Source organism: Cognataquiflexum aquatile (assembly GCF_003316845.1).
Classification (GTDB): domain Bacteria; phylum Bacteroidota; class Bacteroidia; order Cytophagales; family Cyclobacteriaceae; genus Cognataquiflexum; species Cognataquiflexum aquatile.
On sequence record NZ_QMIK01000002.1, the window covers coordinates 277,284 to 298,158 of the forward strand.

The 20,875-nt window shown below is 41.6% G+C and carries 18 protein-coding genes; 5 read left to right on the plus strand and 13 right to left on the minus strand.

Going from position 1 to position 20,875, the window contains the following annotated elements; translation table 11 throughout:
* Positions 1 to 28: 28 nt before the first annotated feature.
* From ybeY to DQW11_RS07670, 5 genes are read right to left on the minus strand one after another with little or no spacing between them, the layout of a single operon-like run.
* The gene (gene ybeY / locus DQW11_RS07650) at positions 29 to 490 is read right to left on the minus strand and encodes an rRNA maturation RNase YbeY (protein WP_113923466.1); all 462 of its coding nucleotides are present in this window, start codon (positions 488 to 490) and stop codon (positions 29 to 31) included.
* A gap of 1 nt (position 491) precedes the next feature.
* Entirely contained in the window at positions 492 to 890 is a 399-nt protein-coding gene (locus DQW11_RS07655) for an ATP-binding protein (RefSeq protein WP_113923467.1), read from the minus strand.
* Between the two features lie 28 nt (positions 891 to 918).
* A complete protein-coding gene (locus DQW11_RS07660; RefSeq protein WP_113923468.1) occupies positions 919 to 1,686 on the minus strand; it encodes an exodeoxyribonuclease III in 768 nt (255 codons plus the stop codon).
* Between the two features lie 32 nt (positions 1,687 to 1,718).
* Entirely contained in the window at positions 1,719 to 2,081 is a 363-nt protein-coding gene (locus DQW11_RS07665) for a hypothetical protein (RefSeq protein WP_113923469.1), read from the minus strand.
* Positions 2,074 to 2,430, minus strand: coding sequence for a carboxymuconolactone decarboxylase family protein (locus DQW11_RS07670; RefSeq protein ID WP_113923470.1), 357 nt, complete (start codon positions 2,428 to 2,430; stop codon positions 2,074 to 2,076). The genes DQW11_RS07665 and DQW11_RS07670 overlap by 8 nt, the downstream gene beginning before the upstream one ends.
* Before the next feature lie 79 nt (positions 2,431 to 2,509).
* On the opposite strand from DQW11_RS07670, the gene DQW11_RS07675 reads away from it, so the two are divergent.
* Positions 2,510 to 3,208, plus strand: coding sequence for a ComF family protein (locus DQW11_RS07675; RefSeq protein ID WP_113923471.1), 699 nt, complete (start codon positions 2,510 to 2,512; stop codon positions 3,206 to 3,208).
* Positions 3,209 to 3,381: 173 nt separating this feature from the next.
* On the opposite strand, the gene DQW11_RS07680 is transcribed toward DQW11_RS07675, so the two are convergent.
* From DQW11_RS07680 to DQW11_RS07700, 5 genes are all read right to left on the minus strand, one after another.
* Positions 3,382 to 4,209, minus strand: coding sequence for a TPM domain-containing protein (locus DQW11_RS07680; RefSeq protein WP_394337140.1), 828 nt, complete (start codon positions 4,207 to 4,209; stop codon positions 3,382 to 3,384).
* On the minus strand, positions 4,190 to 4,624 hold the full coding sequence (locus DQW11_RS07685) for a TPM domain-containing protein (protein ID WP_113923472.1): 435 nt from the start codon (positions 4,622 to 4,624) through the stop codon (positions 4,190 to 4,192). Before DQW11_RS07685 ends, DQW11_RS07680 begins: the two co-directional genes overlap by 20 nt.
* 5 nt (positions 4,625 to 4,629) lie before the next feature.
* Positions 4,630 to 5,220, minus strand: a complete 591-nt coding sequence (locus tag DQW11_RS07690; protein ID WP_113923473.1) for a LemA family protein — start codon at positions 5,218 to 5,220, stop codon at positions 4,630 to 4,632.
* Positions 5,221 to 5,297: 77 nt separating this feature from the next.
* Positions 5,298 to 8,597: an ATP-binding protein gene (locus tag DQW11_RS07695; protein WP_113923474.1), complete on the minus strand. Its 3,300-nt coding sequence runs from the start codon at positions 8,595 to 8,597 to the stop codon at positions 5,298 to 5,300.
* Between the two features lie 128 nt (positions 8,598 to 8,725).
* Entirely contained in the window at positions 8,726 to 9,976 is a 1,251-nt protein-coding gene (locus tag DQW11_RS07700; protein ID WP_232826705.1) for a PDZ domain-containing protein, read from the minus strand.
* Between the two features lie 224 nt (positions 9,977 to 10,200).
* Between DQW11_RS07700 and DQW11_RS07705 the strand changes: the two genes are divergently transcribed.
* Complete coding sequence (locus DQW11_RS07705) at positions 10,201 to 10,671, plus strand: Fur family transcriptional regulator (protein ID WP_113923476.1); 471 nt, start codon at positions 10,201 to 10,203, stop codon at positions 10,669 to 10,671.
* On the opposite strand, the gene DQW11_RS07710 is transcribed toward DQW11_RS07705, so the two are convergent.
* Positions 10,668 to 11,111: an SRPBCC family protein gene (locus DQW11_RS07710; RefSeq protein ID WP_113923477.1), complete on the minus strand. Its 444-nt coding sequence runs from the start codon at positions 11,109 to 11,111 to the stop codon at positions 10,668 to 10,670. The two genes, DQW11_RS07705 and DQW11_RS07710, sit on opposite strands and share 4 nt — an antisense overlap.
* Positions 11,112 to 11,163: 52 nt before the next feature.
* Positions 11,164 to 11,772, minus strand: a complete 609-nt coding sequence (locus DQW11_RS07715) for a cytochrome c oxidase subunit 3 (protein WP_113923478.1) — start codon at positions 11,770 to 11,772, stop codon at positions 11,164 to 11,166.
* Positions 11,773 to 11,910: 138 nt separating this feature from the next.
* Between DQW11_RS07715 and mfd the strand changes: the two genes are divergently transcribed.
* The 3 genes from mfd to DQW11_RS07735 all read left to right on the plus strand — a co-directional run bounded on the left by mfd (position 11,911) and on the right by DQW11_RS07735 (position 19,496).
* Positions 11,911 to 15,264: a transcription-repair coupling factor gene (gene mfd, locus DQW11_RS07720; RefSeq protein WP_113923479.1), complete on the plus strand. Its 3,354-nt coding sequence runs from the start codon at positions 11,911 to 11,913 to the stop codon at positions 15,262 to 15,264.
* Positions 15,265 to 15,444: 180 nt separating this feature from the next.
* Positions 15,445 to 16,668 (plus strand): gliding motility lipoprotein GldJ, encoded by a 1,224-nt coding sequence (gldJ, locus tag DQW11_RS07725; protein WP_113923480.1) that lies wholly within the window; start codon positions 15,445 to 15,447, stop codon positions 16,666 to 16,668.
* Positions 16,669 to 17,081: 413 nt separating this feature from the next.
* The gene (locus tag DQW11_RS07735) at positions 17,082 to 19,496 is read left to right on the plus strand and encodes a S9 family peptidase (RefSeq protein ID WP_113923482.1); all 2,415 of its coding nucleotides are present in this window, start codon (positions 17,082 to 17,084) and stop codon (positions 19,494 to 19,496) included.
* A 146-nt stretch (positions 19,497 to 19,642) separates the two neighbouring features.
* Here the strand turns inward: DQW11_RS07735 and DQW11_RS07740 are convergent, their stop codons facing one another.
* The gene (locus DQW11_RS07740; RefSeq protein WP_113923483.1) at positions 19,643 to 20,188 is read right to left on the minus strand and encodes a hypothetical protein; all 546 of its coding nucleotides are present in this window, start codon (positions 20,186 to 20,188) and stop codon (positions 19,643 to 19,645) included.
* Between the last annotated feature and the right edge of the window lie 687 nt (positions 20,189 to 20,875).

The window sequence follows — 20,875 nt, forward strand, 5'->3', positions numbered from 1 at the left end:
TTGTTTCACGTGAAACAATTTTATTGATTCAAACTGAACCGGGACTTTTTGTTTCACGTGGAACATGAAGTACATCAAATAAGGCTATGGCTTTGTTTTCCATTTCTCTCATTTTGATTCTATCATCTTCTTTTTTGTCTTTATAACCCATGAGGTGCAAAAGCCCGTGGCTCATGACCCTTTTAAGTTCTTTTTCAAATGTTACATTTTCTTTGACCGCATTGTCTCTTACCCTGTCAATACTTACAAAGATATCTCCCTCGATGGTTTTCTCTTTTTCAGAATTATCAAAGGTAATTATATCCGTTAAGGTTTTGTGGTCTAGATATTCTACATTGATTTGGTATAGGTATTCGTCAGAACAAAAAATATAACTCAGTTCTCCTATTTTGAATTGCTCAAGATTTGCTATTTCTTTCAGCCACTTTTTGGTTTTGTTTTTTTCTGGTAAGCAAAATTTGATGTCCTCTTCAAAAAAAATAATTGCCATATCACATGTAAAATGTTAGTATCGTCTTCCTTCCATTGTCTTCAAACTTAATCCCGTCTGAAAGATGTTTCATTATGAAAATGCCTCGGCCTCCTGTTTTTTCTAAGTTTTCCGGAGCAGTAGGGTCAACCAAATGATCAAAATCAAAACCTTTTCCTTCATCCATGATGACAAATTCAACCTGATTTTCATCAAGGTGAAGTTCAAGGTCCACTTTTTTATTCACATCCAAATTATTACCGTGAACGATGGCATTTGTTACACACTCAGTTACAGAAATCATAATGTTCCCATAAATGTCTTCATTAATCGGATATTTTTCCCTTGCATTATCTATAAAGCTTTCTACAATCTTTATATTCTCTATTAAGGAAGGAATTGAAATTTTAATGGAATTCATGGAAAATGTATTGATATTTGTTGTTTGTTTAATATTTTTCTATTTCTATCATTATCGGACAGTGATCTGAATGATAAGCTTCGGGAAGGATAATAGACCTTTTTATTTTCTCTCTCATTCCTTCTGTTGACATATGGTAATCTATCCTCCAACCGAGATTTTTAGACCTTGAACCTCCCCGGTAACTCCACCAAGTGTAATGATGCGGATTCGGATTGAAAAGCCTGAAAGTGTCTATAAAGCCTGATGCTGTGAATTTGTCCATCCAAGCCCTTTCTTCAGGTAGAAAACCTGAGGAATTTTTATTCGATATCGGGTTATGTATGTCTATCGGCTTATGACAGATATTGTAATCTCCACTCAAAATAAGATTTGGGTGTGCTTTAATCAAGTCCTGTGAATACCCATAAATGTCATCCAAGAACTTATATTTGAAATCTTGCCTCACGTCACCGGTGGTTCCTGAGGGAAAATACGCAGAAACAAAAGAAAACCCATCAAAATCTGCTCTAATTATCCTCCCCTCGTCATCATAAAAAGGCATAGCAACTCCGTACTCTACATGGTTGGGTTTTATCTTGCTCAAAATGGCAACCCCGCTATATCCTTTTTTTGCTGCTGGATACCAATAAATATTGTATCCCATATCCTCAAATATTGCCCTATCAATTTGGCCTTCTTCTGCTTTGATCTCTTGTAATCCTATGATGTCAGGGTCTGTGGCCTTTAGCCATTCTGCAAATCCTTTGGTAAGTGCAGCACGGATACCATTGACATTATAGGATACGATTTTCATGATTCTTGGATTACTCTTTGATGATAAGTTTTTTATTTGATCTCTATCTGAAATTCACTTTCAAAATATTCGAGAACCTGTATTTTTAATAACTTCTCTTGTTCTAACACGTCAAAATGGGGAAGTTTGTTTACCAGCTTCCAATGTGGCCAACCGTCTTGATCAATGTAATCCAATTCATAAAAGCCGGCTTGACTCAATACCCTGCATATCCCTATATGCATCAAGTCCTGCTTCTGTTCTTTGGAAAAGTTCCTGTTTCCCTGCCCCAATTCCTGCACTCCGATCAAAAACAACACCCCATTCAGGTCATTGGGCTTCTTTCCGATGAGCTCTTCCATCCCCTTCAGCAGTTTGCTCCAGCGTTTTTCCAGATCAAGATCTTTTTTAAACATCACTTTTCCCTTCTTGTTCCAATAATTCCCAATATTCTACAGCCCTTCTCAAATGTGGAATTACAATAGAACCTCCTATAATAGTGGCGATTGAAAAAACCTCAAATATTTGTTCTTTATTCAATCCGGCTTCATATGACTTTCCCAGGTGGTACTTGATACAATCATCACAGCGCAGGACCATTGAACATGCCAAACCGATCATTTCTTTGGTTTTGACATCCAATGCACCTTCTGCATAGGTATTGGTGTCAAGATTGAAAAAACGCTTGATGACCTTGTTATCCGAAGCCATGATTTTTTCATTCATTTCGCTTCTGTAGGCATTGAATTCTTCTATTAAATTCATTAAATTTTAAGGAGTTTTTAGTCAATTGCAAATATAACAGGTATTTACAGTCATTCAGTTCGAACAGCCCATTTTGAAAATGTATTCTAGGATTTTTGAAGATTTTTTGGCTTTGGTTTTCCCAAAAACCTGTTGCCTCTGCAAAAGGCGTCTTTTTGACTTTGAAGACCAGCTGTGCAAAGTGTGTATTGCCGCCCTTCCCATTACCAATTATCACCTCCGGCCCCAAAACAATGAGTTGGTCACTAAAATCATGGGGCTTACCAAACCTAACTTGGTTATGTCTTTTTTGAGGTTTTCAAAAAAAGGAGCTAGCCAAAGTCTTTTGCATCAATTGAAGTACAAGAATAAACCTGAGATAGGTGTGGAAATCGGAAGACTCTATGGCAATATTCTCCACGAAAACGGATTTACAAACAATTGGGATCAAATCACACCTGTCCCCCTTCATCCTGTAAAGCAAAAGAAAAGAGGCTACAACCAAAGTGAACAGTTTGCAAAAGGGCTCTCTGAGTCTATGGGAATTCCTGTTGTGTTGTCTTTGATCAGGGTTCAGTATACAGAAACCCAAACCAAAAAGTCAAGAATGGAGCGGATTGAAAATGTGGCTGAAGTTTTTGATATCGATCCCAACAATGAAGTTCATGGAAAAAGATTGCTCCTAGTTGACGATGTCATGACCACAGGAGCGACTTTGATTACTTGTGCCAACGTTTTACTTGAAAAAGGAAGTGAGGTGGTTGATTTGGCGGTAATTGCTGCCGGAAAGAACCAATAAATGGTGAGCTTTTGAATTTTTATAATACAGATAGGCTCATTTTGAATGAATTTCTTTTGAAGCTGTGCTTGAGGATAAAATGAATGGAGGACAGATTTGGACCTAAATAGTAAAGGAAGATTTTGAGCCTTAACAACAAGGAATAGGACTTTGAGGTCGTCAAATCAGAAAGCCTACCAACTTCCGCCTGCACCTCCGCCACCGAATGACCCGCCACCAAATCCACCGAAGCCGCCACCGCCGCCACCAAATCCACCGCGACCTGAGGAAAAATCACCAAATTTGCCCTTACCGCCACCTTTGAGCATATTGGCAAGCATGATGGTGGTAAAGAGGTCTATTCCTCCTCCCTTACCTCCCATGTGGTTGTCATTGTCCTTCCTGTTTTTGATCATTGGGAGAATCACGAAAATAAAAATGAAAATCAAAAAGAAAATTATCGCTCCTCCATGCTCACCGGTTGAAGTTACTTTTTCAGCTTCATATTCACCGGAAGCCAGTTTGAATATCATGTCTGTCGCTTTGTCCAATCCCTCATAGTATGCCTCCATCTTAAAATTTGGCACAATCAACTGATCCACAATCCTTTTGGCCAAAATATCCGGCAATACCCCTTCCATTCCATAGCCTGTTGCGATGAAGACCTTTCTGTCTTCCATTGCTGCCAAAATCAAAACTCCATTGTCCAGCTTTGCCTGACCTATTCCCCATTTTTCACCCAACTGAAAAGTATAATCACTGATATCATAAGGACCTACCGACCGGATCATCACTATGGTGACTTGCGTGGAAGAGCTGTCGTTATAAGCAACGAGTTTACTTTCCAGACTTGCCACCTCACTCGCTGATAGGGTGTTCGTAAAGTCATTGACCAACTTTGGTGGATTGGGGACTGCAGGAAAATCACCTTGGGCAGAAAGTGTTCCGACAAGGAATAAGGTAAATAGAATTGAAAACAGGTATTTATAGATCATGATGCTGTTATCCAAAGGAAATTTCATCCGGTAGTTCGTTGATATCTCCTTTATTATTGTAGGGAAAGTGTGCTTTAAGCTGCTGACCACAGGCTTCAATGGCATTTGACAGGCCTTCGGTAAATGCATGTTGTTTAAATGATTTTCCCATTTCTTCTTTGATTTTCTCCCAAAAATTTTCCGGAACGACTTTATTGATGCCCGAATCACCAAGAATGGCAAACTTATGGTCTGCTACCGCCAAATAGAACAGAACGGCATTCCTTTCTTTGGTCTTGTGCATTTTGAGAGTTTCAAAAACCTCTGCCGCCCTGTCCAAAACGTCAAGGCGGCAGTGGTTTTCTATATGTACCTGAATTTCCCCTGAAGTGGCCATTTCGGCAGCTGCAATGGCAGACATGATCCTGGTTTTGTCCTCCTGAGAAAAGAGATTTTCTGCCATATCAATTAAAATTGTACTGTGGGTGCATTTTCTGAACCTGCAGCAGCTTCAAAATAACCTTTGGTTTCAAATCCATACCAACCTGCAAATAGGTTGTTCGGGAATTTTCTCAGGTCTGAGTTATAAGATTGTACTGACTGGTTAAAGTTCCTTCTCGCCACGGCAATCCTGTTTTCAGTTCCTTCCAACTGGGCCTGCAATTCCAGGAAATTTTGGTTGGCTTTCAGATCAGGATATTTTTCTACCGTCACCAATAGTCTGCTCAAAGCTCCGCTCAACTGATCCTGTGCTTCCTGAAACTGTGCTATTTTATCAGGGCTGAGGTCATTTGCATTGATATTGATAGAGGTGGCTTTTGCCCGGGCTTCAATCACTCCGGTCAAAGTTTCCTGCTCAAATTCAGCATACCCTTTTACAGTGTTTACAAGGTTGGGAATCAGGTCTGCCCTTCTTTGGTATTGTGTTTGGACTTCTGCCCATTGGCCATTGATTGTTTCTTCATTTTGGACAAACATATTATAAACCCCAACTGCTTTGGTGTACATGAATATGCCTATCACAGCAATGATCAAAATAGGGATGAGTGCTTTTTTCATTTTTCTGGATTTGTTTAAGGATACACAAAATTAAAATTTTGATGGGAATATCTTTTGAGTTTGATTTTAAGATAGGTTTATTTTTCCTCCGGGAAATTTGCCTTCATGTTCTTGAGATAAATATAGAATGTTGTGCCTACTCCCACGGTACTTTCTACGCGAAGGTTGCCGTCATGGGCCCTGATTTGTTCACGGATCAGGTACAGTCCCAATCCTTTGCCATCTACATGGGAATGGAATCTCTGGTATAAGCCAAACAACCGGTCCTTGTACCTATCCAAATCCAATCCGATGCCGTTGTCCCGGAATTCAATGACTGTAAACCCTTCCTCGAGATACGATTTGATCTCAATAACGGGGTTTCTCTCGGCATGTTTATATTTGATGGAATTTGTAGTCAGGTTGATGATGAAATTTTCTAGGTGGGAATAGATGTAATTGATATACGGGGCTTCGCTATAGTCACTTACGATCACAGCACCTGATTCCTGGAATTGCTTGGAAAGGCTCCGCTCAATGTTCTTAAGCAACTTTCTGAAACTTACCCTTTCGATTTTTGGCAGTTTGTTCTTTTTGATCGAAACCACTTCTATCAGGTCCTCCAGCGTACTGTTTAGGATCTTGGTAGAGATTTTGAGGTTTTCTATGATTTCAATATTCTCTATATCCGCAGGATTTTGGTAGTTATACAAGTCAAGGAGTGACGTGATATTTACAATTGGTGCCCGGAGGTTGTGGGAAATGATATAGGCAAACCGCTGTAGTTCCTCATTTTGGGATTTAAGGTCTTTGATGAGCCTTTCACGCTCTGATTCTGCAATTTTTGACTCAGTAATGTTTTGGGTCACCAGTAGAATCCGGTCTATTTGATTGGAACTGTTGGTCAGCGGAACACCATTTTTCAGGTAATATTGGTTGTCCACCATGACTTCAAAAATGGCGGATTCGCCTGCCATGACTTTTTCTAAGAATCCTTTTACTTTGTTGGATGTCAGTTCATCATAAATCGCAAGGTGCGGAGTCCCGATCAGCTTCTTTTGGTCGATTTGTAAAGATTGGTAGCCTTTTCCGTCGGTGAATACGTAATTGTAATTTTTATCCAGGATTTCTATCGTACCATTTGGGAAGTTTTCTGCAATACTTCTAAAGAGCAATTCTGAGGAAATCAGCTTTTTTTCGAAATGTAGCCTGTTCAGTTCCGCTCCGATCCTATCAGACAATACCGTCAGCAACCCGGAAAGACCCAAACTGTAAGGATGGTCATTTTCGTCCATCAACACTAGGATTCCCAACCGGTTTTTGTCAATATCCACAATCGGAATTCCCATATAGGTGGATATTCCCATGCTGACCAAGACTTTATCCTGAGGATATTTGGCAGCAGCACCGTTTTGGATTATAAATGGATCATTGGAATTCAAATAATCAGAAAAAGGAGCGTCAATCAAGGAATACTGGAAATTTTCAGCACGCTTCCCGTTTTTATGGTAAGAGAGAATGTTGGCTGTTTGATTATTTTCATCCACTTCGGCAATGAAGCAGTTGGATACGGTCAGTTTTTCGGAAAGGAAAGAAGTCAACGCATCAAAAAACTCCTGCCCAGAGTACCTGGAAGTCCTCTCGGTCAATTCTGACAGGATATTGGACACATATTGCTGTTCGCTGATATCCTCCAAAATAGCCTGAAAGACCTTTCCCTCCTCGACAGTTTTCGCATTGACCCTGACATGAAACAACTTTTTATTAAAATGGCTGACATAAGGACCTTCATAAAATCCCTGGCCTTTTTCTATGCTGTCACGATACGCATTTTCGATGGGGTGTCCTTTGGTCAACGCAAACATGTTTTTGCCAATCATTTCTGCAGGATCGACCACCTCCACTTTGTCCATAAACCGCTTGTTCACATCAAGGATAGTTCCTTGGCTGTCATATTGGAATATGGGAAGTGGGTTTTCATCAAATAGGATTTTGTACCTATTGAGCAACAAATTTGACTCTGTTTCTTTTTGTTTGGTATAAGTAATATCAATGAAAAAGCCTGCCCAAATCGATTCCTTGGGGAATTGTTTGAGCCTGTTGGAGGCACCATATACCCACTTGGTCTTGCCGGAGGGCGTGATAATCCTGAATGTACTTTCAAATTTCAGGTTTTTTTGGAAGGCTATTTTATCTGCCAGTTCCACCTGCTCAAGATCCTCACGGTGGATGAGTTGGCGTATACTGGAATCATTGTCCATGATGGTCAACGGATCAAGTTCCCAGAGATTTTTACTTCCTTCACTGACGAAAATAAACTTCCTGGTTCCATCCGGAAAAGCCTTGATCATATACACCATGCCCGGTACCACCCCTGTAAGCTGATCCAGTATGGTTTTATGTTCCAAAAGATCTTTCTCGATTTCTTTGAGTGCAGTGATATCGGTGATGATTCCCAGTGAGACCCCCGAGCTATTGGGATCATCCAACAGCTTGTTGACTTCATCTTGGACATACACATAGTTTCCGTCGGCGTGATTGACCCGGTAGATCAATTTGGAATCGTGATCAAATCCCGAATGGAAGTATTGCCGGTCAAGTGGATGTACCAGATTGATCCAATCTTTGGAAGTATAATTATCAAAAAAGCCCGGTGCATGGCCCAAAATTCCCTCCAGATTTCCTGAAAAATTGATGTGGTCTGTTTTTAAATCATATTCGTAATAGATGGGTGCCTGTTTTAGGCCAAGCTGAGAATCCGTGGCTATCGGTTCTGATTTTTGGAGAGTTGGGTTGGGCCCATATTCCAATTGGATCAAATCATGGTCCTTGGTCAGGATCTTCTTTGACAGGTAAATATGACCTGGAAAAACAGTCAGCAAATCTATCTTTTCGTTTTCCAGAAAATCTTTGAATCGGGTTTCTGAGAGAAAATCAAATTTGGAGTTGAAAAATTTTTTCCATTCTGAAAATGTTTCCAATGCTTTACCGGTTCCGGTTCCGGTAAAAACCCTCTTATGGGGTTTATCAAAGAGCCAGGAAAACTTAATATGGCTTCTAAATGGAATCTGAGAAATAAGGACATTGACCAAATACGATTGATCGTCCTGTGCGATGACATATCCTTCAATCTGAACAAATCTGAAATATTTCCCTTTCCAGGTAATCGGACAGATCAGCTTATCTCCATTGCCGAGAATCTGAAAAAGGTATTCAAAAATGGGTTTTGGAAGCGTAGGAAACGCATTTTCAAAAAAGGATTCTTCATAAAACTTTTCCCCTTCCAACAAGATTATCCTGATCTCTGAAGAGATATACAACAACTTAAACTTGTTGTTGTCATACTTCTTGAATGTTAACAGGATATTTTGGAAAGAAACTTTTGCGCCTTCTGACATACATTAATCAAAGAATTCATTTGGACCGCCTCCTACATGGCATCCCAACTTAAAATACATTCCACCAAATATACAACTCTTCGGATAACAACATCAATAATGAGGCTTTTGAAGGTGGGAACATGGCTCTAAATTTGCCTTTTCAACCTAAATCTAAACTCCTTTAACTCAAAATTTTCAGGTTCCTCTCCAAGATACCGTTTCATCGTTACTTTTACTTCCCTGCCTTCCTCGGAGCGAAACAATTTGACCAAATCGGGAAGCTCCCAAAAGGCAATGGGTATATTATTGATGTCAAGGAATTCATCCTTCATCCGGATACCGGCTTCATAAGCAGGAGAACCTTCCCTGACTTGGGTCACATAGATGATTTTTTCATCCGAAGGCAACAACCTTGGCGTGATGCCACTCATGTCAAATTCAAAAGGCACCAGAAATGTATCGCCTCTTTTGATATACATTTTCTCTCTGTTGTAGTCCAAAATCACCGTCATCCTACCCAAAATCTCTGAACCGATACTTCCCTGTCTGCCGCTTTCCCGGATGACATAGCTGAATTCGGTCTCCTCCGGAAATGAAGTGATCACATCTTTAAATTTGATCCCATTGATATCCAAAAGAAACGTGCGTCCTACAAAACCAAACAAGTCACCGCCCAACGACCTGCCCAAATCACTTTTTATGTTGTTCTTTGGCAATAGTATTTGGTCGGTTGTTTCCCTATTCAAGAGTAACCCGTGATTTGCTCCGATATCGATCAACAGCTTGCCTTCCAATTCTGTATTTGATGTTTGCTTGACTTTTCCGGTGATGTAGGGTTTGCTGTTATCTAGCTTGATATTTACTTTCTTGTAACCAACAGGCTTCTTTTTCATCATGTCGTTGGCATAGAAAGTGATCTTTTGTCTGTCATAATCAATTTTGACAGGATTGTATTTGAAAAATTCATATCCGATTACGCCATACACCGGAATCCCGATTACCTGTTCGAGTTCCATGAAATCTTCATCCAATACCAAAAGTGTCTGAAAAATACCCTCCAACGGACCCATATCAATGTAATTGTTTGGGGAAACCGAAGCTGTCAATATCGTCTGCCCATCCGCACCGACCAAATCAAGTTTTCGGGTGTAATTGAGCCCTATATAATTTCCAAAGGTCTTGCTAAACAAAATATTGGTTTTGACACCGGTGTCTAACAGGAAGTTGACAGGCGGCCCACTGTTGATGGATAAGGGAATGATGACGAGGTTGTTGGAAACAATGATGGGAAGTTCCACTTTTTTATCTTCTTCCCTCATATAAAATCCAGGAACCTGAGCTGTGGCGGCAAAAATACAGCAGGATAGAATCAGCGTAAGGATACAGAATGGACGCACGGTGTTTCTAGATTTTTTGGGTATATAGTTGGTTTAATATAAACATAATAAACATAAATAATTTTCAACTGAGAATTGTTTATTTCTAAATTATTCCAGGAACTACTTTTGCAACAATTTTATCAGGATTGATCCCAAATTAGCCGGAGTCAAAATAATGAAGCGTTGGTATTTTTGATAAAATCTAAAAAATACCGCATCTTTATTTTTTGGTACTATTCATTATGGCAGAATTATCAGTTGTAGAAAAAGCAAAGAAAATTTTTGAGAACTTCCTTTTGAGACAGGGAAGCAGAAAAACTCCCGAAAGATATTCTGTGTTGGACGAGCTTTATGCACTTCCCCAAGACGAACATATTGATGTGGAAGGGCTTTTCCTTCTGATGAGAAACAAAGGCTACACCATCAGCCGGGCCACTATTTACAATACCTTGGACCTTTTGGTGGAGTGTGGATTGGCTGTCAAGCATCAATTCAAGGACAAAGTAGCGCTTTATGAACAGGCACTGACTTACAAGCACCATGACCACCATGTCTGCAACCAATGCCGCAAAATCAGGGAATTCTCTGATGAAAGGATCAACTCCATCAAAGAAGCCATGGGAAAGGAATTTCAGTCGGCCATCACCAGCCATTCTTTGGTACTCTATGGAGATTGTCAGATTGAGAATTGCGACAACCTCTCATTGGCCTAAGCCTTGGCCTTGAAGCATTTTTTGTAAATGGGATTTCTGTATAAAAACTGAAGGTACATCGCCGGATAGAGAAATATTCCCAACAATCCCGGTTTTGCCTTAAAAGTGATTTCGTCCCTGATCACCGATCCATTTCCGCTTTTGATAATCCGGTGTTTATGCCGCCATTCTTGGAGAAAAAAAGGCAGTGCCGTGCCCTGATCTACAAAGAAAAATTCCTTCTCATCTGTATGGTCCTCGGTGATCAAACTTGTCCATTTTTGCTTGAAAAAGATGAAATTCAACTCCAAGGTGACCACATCCCCTTTTTTTGAGCCATCAAAACGCAACAGCTTGACAGGAGGAAAGGGAGGGCTGAGCTTGGTAAAAAGGCTTTCATTGAAGCCTTCCTTGACCTGAAGGTAATCCTGTTCGACGGCAGTTTCAATATTGATTTTCATGGAGTTGCTTCTTTGGGTTAGTTCTTTGGGCAAACATTAATGTCTATTTGTTTTAAAAAATCAAGACAAATACCAAAAATAATATCAACCAAATCAGGTCCATAAAATGCCAATAGGTGGTAAAAAGCCGGATCCGCATTTTCTCAAAAGGATTGGTCAGCATCAGAAGTTTATGTATTTCACTTTTGCTGTTTTGGGTATATTGTACCAACATGATCCCCGAAAATACCAACACGCCTAAGAGGTGAAAAATATGGATTCCGCTCAGGACATATAGAAAACTCCCGCTCGGCAAACCCCTGAAATCGACACCCATCATGCTAAGTTCCCGCCATCCAAAAAACTGTAAGACGGTAAATACAACTCCGAGTATGGCTGTCAGGATAAGGGTAGACCTGAGTTTTTCCAGATTTTCTTCATTGAAATAAACCAACAGATTGGAAACCGTGTAGCCACTGTAAAGGATGACAAAAGTGCTCAGAATAAAAGCTTTTGGAATCTTATGGCCGTATTGCTCAAAATACCCTGTGCCTGAAGCCAAAAATGCCACAGTCAAAAAAAGGAAAATCAAACCGCTGCCAAACATGCCCAAATACATCATGGTCTGATAAGGATGCATTTTTTCTATCCTTTGGATCCAGCTTTCTTTGGTTTTTTCCATGTGAGGTCAATTATATTCAGTAAACATTATTGTAAGCCATAGGTTCAGCCAATTAGAATACAATTTCATAAATCGGGGAAGGAACAGGTTTATAAATCAATTTCCTACCTTTGTCCATCATTTGTCAAAACCACACAATTGGAAAAAAGCGCGTTTGTTTCTCTTTACGAAAAGGATCCTTTTGTACAGACCATTGCCCAAAACATACTCAAAGACAAATCCGGCAACCATCAGATCAAAGGTCTGTCAGGGAGTTTGGACAGTTTGGTTTTTTCTGTGCTTTTCAAATCTCTAAGCGGCTGTCACCTCATCATTGCGCACGACAAGGAAGAAGCCGCTTATATCAACAACGACCTTCAGGAGCTTTTGGGAGAAGAATCAATATTCTTTTTTCCTTCAAGCTATAAAAGACCCTACCAGTTTGATGAGGTAGAAAATGCCAATGTCCTCCAAAGGGCCGAAATTCTGAACAAACTCCTGACCCAAGAGCAAAAAGACCCCATCATCGTCACCTACGCTGAGGCCCTATACGAGAAGGTGATCAACAAAAGATCCCTCACAGAAAATACATTCAAAGCAGCCGTAGGCGAAAAGGTGGACCTTGCCTTTATTTCGGAACTGCTAAGTACCTATGATTTTGAAAAAACAGACTTTGTTTTTGAACCCGGTCAATTTGCCATCCGCGGGGGAATCTTGGATGTGTTTTCGTATGCCCATGACCTACCTTACCGCCTTGAGTTATTTGGCAAAGAAATAGAAAGCATCAGGACCTTTGATCCGGAAACCCAGCTTTCCCTAGATACCATTGACCATATCAGCCTGATTCCAAATGTGCAGACCAAATTGCTGCAGGAACAGAGACAGTCTTTTCTGGATTTTTTGCCTCAAGGGACCTTGCTTTGGTTCAAGGATTTTCAGTATACCCTTGACATCATAGAAGACAACTTCCACAAAGCCAAAAACCAGTTTGACCAGATTGTAAGCCGCACTTCCAACCAAAAACTGCTGTTGAAGCCCGAGGACTTGTTTGATGGGGAAATAGCATTTGTCCAAAATGTTTCCCGATTTGGGAAAGTAGAATTTGGAAACAAGTTCTCTTTGAAAAATGCTGCCGCTACTAAGTTTGACTCCCAACCTCAGCCTTCATTCAACAAGAACTTTGACCTGTTGGTACGAAACTTTGTTGAAAATGAAAAGACCGGAATGCTCAACATTGTCTGTTCTGAGAGTGACAAGCAGATCCAGAGATTGGAGAATATTTTCCATGAGCTTGACCCCACCTTAAAAGTCCAATATTTGAAAATTGGTTTGCGGGAAGGTTTTGTGGACAAATCGCTTTCTATCGCATGCTATACAGACCATCAGATTTTTGAGCGTTTTCACCGATACAAGACAAAAGCCAAATCCAGTAAATCCAAAGCCCTTACACTAAGGGAATTGAAAACCTTGCATCCGGGGGATTTTATTGTCCATATCGATTATGGTGTGGGCCGCTTTGCAGGATTGGAAAAAGTCGATGTCCACGGCAAAGCACAGGAAGCAGTCCGTTTGGTTTTCAGGGATGACGACCTGCTTTTTGTCAACATCCATTCGCTCCACAAGATCTCCAAATACTCAGGTCAGGAGGGAACCATGCCTGCCATGTCCAAACTCGGGAGTCCTGAGTGGGAAAACAAAAAGCGAAAGGTCAAAGGCAAAGTCAAAGACATCGCCAAGGATTTGATTGCCTTGTATGCCAAACGCAAGGGGGCCAACGGTTTCAGGTTTTCTCCCGATTCGGTCATGCAGGTCGAACTCGAAAGTTCCTTCGTATTTGAAGATACTCCCGACCAGGCATCGGCGACCATCGATGTCAAATCCGATATGGAAAAACCTTATCCGATGGACAGACTTGTCTGCGGGGATGTGGGATTTGGCAAAACAGAAGTGGCTATCCGTGCAGCATTCAAAGCGTTGAATGACAGAAAGCAGGTAGCGGTGCTCGTTCCCACTACCATTTTGGCCATGCAACATTTCCACACTTTCAAAGAAAGATTGGCCAATTTTCCTGTCAAAGTGGAGTACATCAACCGGTTCAGGTCTGCCAAAGAGATCAAAGACATCATCTCACAAGTTGCCACAGGTGAAATAGACATCCTAATCGGCACCCACCGGATTGTCAACAAAGACATCAAATTTAAGAATCTTGGATTGTTGGTCATTGACGAGGAGCAAAAGTTTGGTGTCAAAACCAAAGACCAACTCAAAGAAATGAAAGTCAATGTGGATGTGCTGACCCTGACCGCCACCCCGATACCGAGGACACTCCATTTCTCTTTGATGGGGGCCAGGGATTTGTCCGTCATTGCAACGCCGCCACCAAATCGACAACCTGTCACCACTGAAATCCACACTTTCAGAGAAGAAGTCATCCGCGATGCCATAGCATTTGAATTGAAAAGAGGCGGGCAGGTGTTTTTTGTCCACAACCGTGTCGGCGAAATTGAATCCATTGCCAACCTGATATTGAGGTTGGTGCCGGATGCACGGGTGGCTGCGGCACATGGTCAGATGGACGGCAAAAAGCTTGAGAACATCATGGTGAAATTTATCGAGGGTGAATATGATGTGCTCGTTTCGACCAACATCATTGAATCCGGATTGGATATCCCCAATGCCAACACCATCATCATCAACCGCGCCCACATGTTTGGCTTGAGCGACCTCCATCAGATGCGCGGCCGTGTGGGGAGAAGCAATAAAAAAGCGTTTTGTTATTTATTGACCACGCCAACTTCAGGTTTGACGGCAGAGGCAAGGAAGAGATTGCAGACCTTGGAGGAATTCTCCGATTTGGGAGACGGTTTCAAAGTCGCGATGCGTGACCTCGATATCCGAGGCGCAGGCAATTTGCTCGGTGCCGAACAAAGCGGATTCATTACCGACTTGGGATTTGAGATGTACCACAAAATTCTCGATGAGGCGGTACAGGAATTGAAGGAAAATGAATTTGCATACCTCTTTGAAGTCGACTTAAAAGAAAAAGTCGAAATCCTCGTTCAGGATTGTGTAATTGAAACCGATTTGGAGTTGTTGATTCCGGAATCTTATGTCAGCAATATTTCAGAAAGGCTAAGCCTTTATGCCAAGCTTGACAATATCAAAAAGGAGGAAGAGCTTCAGACCTTTATCCAATCCATCCGAGACAGGTTTGGTCCCGTACCTCCAACGGTCGAGGATTTGTTTGAAACAGTGCGTTTGAGGTGGATTGCGGAGACTTTGGGATTTGAAAAACTGATGCTCAAAGGCGGAATCATGAAATGTTATTTCCTTCCTTCGGAAAGGGAAAAGTATTTCAAATCAGAAACATTTGGTAAGATCCTTGCTTATATCCAAAAACACGGCAAACATTGCAAAATCAAAGAGGCCAAAAACAGGCTAATTCTTATCATCGAAGAGGTAAAAAGTATTGAAAAAGCTAAAAAATGGCTTGAGGAGATGAAAAATGCATAAAATGTGAAAATTTTTAACAAGATCATTTTTGCTTTTCCTGAAAAACTATTTGCATTATTTCTAACAATCTTGCATAAAAACCATTTAAGGCATTGGCTCTTGTGAAAAAAATTGTTGTGATAAAGATATTATTGATTATATATTAGCGTTCTATTTGAGGGTTAAAAACAGTTAAATATTATGGTTTTTGCGAAAAATAAAGCAGGTTTAATTTTAGCTTCAGCGTTGCTTGTAGCGGGAGCGCTGCTATCATCTTGTAACAAATCCCCGGGATACGGAAGAAGAACTGCCGCCAAACCGGGAAAAGCCAGCCCTACTACGGGTGCGGAATATAGCTTTGATGCCAATGACAGTTCCAATTTTGTGGTCACGAGACTTGCAAAGCAGGAAATCGGTCCTAACTTAAAATTCATCCAAGGTGGTCGTGCGGTTCTTGGTTCACAGGAACAAGACGTCATGGCCTTCAGGGATAACGCCGAAAGGACTGTCACCATCGCTTCCTTTTTTATGGACGAAACGGAAATCTCCAACAACGATTACAGGGAATTCCTTTTTGACATGAAAAAGAAAGTCTCTACCGATTCCATCAAAAAGTTGGAACCTGCAGAAGGTGTTTGGGGTGGCGTATTGTCCTACAATGACGTATACGATACCTACTATTTCAGATTCCCGGGATTTAACTTTTATCCGGTAGCAGGGGTATCTTGGGTTCAGGCTACTACCTATGCCAAGTGGAGAACAGAATTTGTATCCAATTTGGTGAGAGAAAGAAATGAATTGGACAGTTCCTTGACAAAGAATCAACTGATTGAAAGAGGGGTTGCTTTTGCAGAATACCGACTTCCAAGTGAAGCAGAATGGGAATATGCAGCCAAAGCCATGATCGGTGTTCAGTACATGGACGAAAATCAGGAATTTGGTAGAATCTATCCTTGGGATGGCAGAGGTGTCAGAAACCCATACAATGTCAAAAGACAAGGCAAGCAAGGTGACTTCCTAGCCAACTTCAAGCGTGGAAGAGGTGATTATGCAGGTATTGCAGGTAGCCGAACCAACGACGGAGAAATCATCCCAACCAACGTGTATGATTTCCCACCAAATGATTTTGGATTGTACAACATGGCAGGAAATGTCAATGAGTGGGTTCAGGACGTTTACAGACCGCTTTCTTACCAGGATTTTGATGACCTCAACCCGTTGAGAAAAGATGGCATCTTCGACGAGTCTGAGACTTACGGTACCACTTTGATCGATGACAACTATAGGGTCTACAAAGGCGGTTCATGGAGAGACATGGCTTATTGGCTTGCTCCGGGTACCAGAAGATTTATCCACCAGGATTCTGCGACCAACCATATCGGATTTAGATGTGCCATGATTTCTATCGGTGCAGAAGGAAAATAATTTATCGTTTGTGTTTCATAAAGCAAAAGAGGTGTCCACAAAGACACCTTTTTTTTATGTCCTTTTTTTTCCTATAATTTCCTTTTTTCAAAGAAACCTATTCTTTTTTAAAATGTATGTAAGCAATTATGCCAGTAGATTGGATATCTATTTGAATTCTTGTCTGCGGACTGAAATACACGGTATATCCCTGCCCGACAGCAGGCGGGGGTCTTCCGACTTCCGTCCCGATGGCTATCAAGATCCGTCCCCATTGTAGAAGAATATGGGTTTACTGGCAAAGACGCGTATAACCATGATTCTGAATTCTCAATTCATTTCCCCATTCACCCCAATTTCAAACCAATAAGCCCAAAAACTGTTTTCGATACAGCGATTTGCAGTATTTTCAAACCAAAATCTACTTTGATACTATGAAAGAAATATACCGATTCATCTTGGTTTTGACCCTCTGTGGTTTTGGAGAGGTCATTTCCTCCCAAGCACAGAATGCACTCACTTATCAGACTCCGCCCAAGGCCATAGCAGACTTGGTCAATGCACCGATTACGCCTCAGGCGAGTTTTAGCAGGTCGGGAGAATTTATATTGCTGCTCGAGCGGGCCGGAAATCCATCCATCGAAGAACTTGCACAACCCGAGCTCAGGATTGCAGGTATCCGTATCAATCCCGCTACCAACGGCCCAAGCCGTGGTGGATCTGTAGAAAATGTAAAATTAAAAAATACCCGAAGCGGTAAGGAACAGGATATCAAAGGCCTTCCTGCCAATCCAAAGTTGGGTAATTTCTCCCTTTCCAAGGATGAGAAATTTGTGGCCATGACCCATACCTCCAACACCGGCATCAGCCTTTGGGTAGTGGATCTGACCACTTTGGAAGCAAAAAAACTCACAGATGAAATCGTCAACGGCACTTATGGAAACGCCATCACGTGGACGCCGGATAACAAAATTCTCCTCAAAGCCGTCAATCCAAGCCGAGGAACCATGCCCAAAGCACCACTTGCCCCTGCCGGCCCGATTGTTCAGGAGACTTCCGGTAATGCCGCACCATCCCGGACCTATCAGGATCTCTTGACCAATTCTTATGACGAAGCTTTGTTTGCCTATTTTATGGATTCACAACTCATGTTGGTAGACCTGAGTGGCAGCAAGCAGGCAGTCGGTCCTGCAGGATTGATTTCTTCCGTGGACCTTTCTCCCGATGGGAGCTTTATCTTGGTAGAGGTAATCAAAAAACCCTTTTCTTACCTCGTTCCTGCTTCCCGTTTTCCCTATGATGTAGAGATTTGGGACAGCAAAGGAAATAAAGTCAAAACCCTGGCCCAAATCCCTTTGGATGAAGTCAGGCCAACAGGCTTTGATGCCACAGTCACCGGACCAAGATCCATCAGTTGGAGAGCAGACAAAGGCGCTTCACTCTATTGGGCCGAGGCACAGGACGGCGGTGACCCGAAAGTCAAAATGGAAGAAAGGGAAATCATCTATATTTTGGAAGCTCCCTTTACCGCCACACCAACCAAGTTGGCCGGTATTGGATACAGATTTGGAGGCATTTCTTGGTCAGATGACAATTTTGCCCTTTTGAACGAAAGATGGTTTGCGACAAGACAGGAAAGGGTTTCTGTCATCAATCCTTCCAAGCCGGGTGAAAAAGGCGCTGTCATCATCGAGCGCAACTCCGATGATATCTACAACGATCCGGGAAATCCTGTTTTGACGACCAATGCTTTCGGCAAAAATGTGATCCTGAGAAAAGGAGACGATGTATTTATGACCTCCGAAGGTGGAAGTCCTGAAGGCAGCATGCCATACCTGTCCGCATTCAATTTCAAAACCAAAGCTGAAAAAATCCTTTGGAGGAGCCAAGCCCCCTATTACGAAAGGGTAGCCAAAGTCCTCAATGCTGACGCCACAGAATTTATCACCATCAAAGAAAGCACCGATATCCAACCCAATTATTGGTTGGTCAATACAAGGAAACGCATCGCTCCGATGCAGATTACCAACTTTGCCCATCCTTATGAATCCATCAAAGGCATCAACAAGCAACTCGTCACCTACAAAAGAAACGATGGACTTAACTTATCTGCCGTGGTCTATACCCCTGAAGGCTACGACCCTGCCAAAGACGGAAGATTACCGGTATTGATGTGGGCTTATCCTAGGGAATACAAAACTGCAGCCACCGCCGCGCAGGTACGTGGTTCCAAATACCAGTTTACCCGATTGTCTTGGGGATCACCGATTTATTGGGTGACGCAGGGATATGCGATCATGGACCAAACCGAAATGCCGATTGTCGGAGAAGGTGACGCCGAACCCAATGACACTTTTGTAGAGCAACTTGTTGCCAATGCGGAAGCTGCGATAGATTATATCGTTGGTCAGGGAATTGGTGACAGGAAAAAAATCGCCGTGGGGGGACATTCTTATGGGGCTTTTATGACGGCCAATTTGCTTTCTTACTCTGACTTATTTGCAGCAGGAATTGCCCGAAGCGGTGCCTACAACCGCACCTTGACGCCTTTTGGTTTTCAGGGTGAGCAAAGGTCCTATTGGGAGGCACCTGCTGTATACAATGCCATGTCGCCATTTATGAATGCGGACAAGGTAAATACCCCAATCTTATTGATCCACGGTGAGGCAGACAACAATTCCGGTACTTTCCCAATCCAGTCCGAGCGGTACTACAATGCCCTCAAAGGACACGGTGCGACAACCAGATTGGTTTTCCTACCTCACGAAAGCCATGGTTATGCCGCCAAAGAATCCATTTTGCATACCCTTTGGGAAATGAACACTTGGCTCGAAAAGTATGTCAAATAACCTTTGAGGTCTCTTTTTGACCTCGAAGGTTTTACTCTTATTTAGATACAAGAGACGAGAAACGAGAACCGAGAATATTGAAAAATTAGAAATTAGCCTCCGAAAGGGGGCTTTTTTTTGTGTTGTTATTTGGACAAAAAAATAGGTTAAAGCAACTTGTCCTCTTTTAGTTTAACTAGAATTCCTTTGGCTAATTTTCCTGCAAAAACATTAGAGAATCCATAAGAAACCCAAATAGGTTCTTCCTTGCCCAATTCAAAAAGGTAAACCTGATATTTGATGATATCGGATAGTTCCTCATTATGCACGTAACTTTTTTGTGTAACAAGCAATATGAACTCGACTTCTTTATCTTGTAATCGGTTGTTGAATTCCGAAAAATCATATGCACGGAAATCCTCGAAAATTTCCCGATAATCAGTTCCACTTCCTAATTCTAAAAACTTATTTACCAAATTGTCACGGAAACCTTTATCTTCTAAATTGTTGAATTTTCCATTGAGATAGGTATTATAATTTTGTTCTCCCAAGTCCAATAAATCATCATGAAGAACAGAATACAGGATTAGAAAATTGCCAATCGGCTTGGAAGGTTCACTAACTTTTTTAGAGTAGCTTGCTCTAGGCGTAAAACAGGAAACAAATAATAAAGAAACTATTAAGAACAATAAAATCTGAGAGATTCTTTTCATGGCTTTAAACAGATCACTTAAAGACGTCTTTTTTCGGTCGAAGGTTTAGGTCTATCTTTATTAAGTAGATGGTCTAGTGCTTGAGCCTTTAAATTTTCATGACCTTTTAAGTCACCTCAAACATTTTTCTTTGCGCCTTTGCAGGACATTTTTTACCGCAATGATCTCAAAGGTTTCGCTAAGAGCGCAATGTATCTTTCTCTGTGCCCTCCGTGTCTTCTGAGGTGAAATTTTTTTCTTTGTGTCTTCGCGCCTTAGCGGGCCACCTTCTCTTTTTTTCTGCGTCAATCTGCGATATCTGCGGGAAAACATCCCTACCACAGATGAACACAGATTTTCACAGATGGTTTTCTATAAACGTCATTCTGAACCGGAGCTTGCGGAGGTGAAGAATCTCATTTATTATTGGTATTTTTCTCTGCGTCTTCGCGCCTTCGCGGGACATTTTTTACCGCAATGATCGCAAAGGTTTCGTTAAGAGCGCAACGATCCTTTCTTAAGCCCTTTACTTTTTCTTTGTGTTTTTGTGCCTTTGTGGGACACATCAATATTATTTTTCTCCGTGTCCTCTGAGGTGAAATTTTTCTTTCCGCCTTCGCGCCTTTGCGGGCCACCTTCTCTTTTTTTCTGCGTCAATCTGCGATATCTGCGGGAAAAACTCCTTATCACGGATGCACACAGATTTTC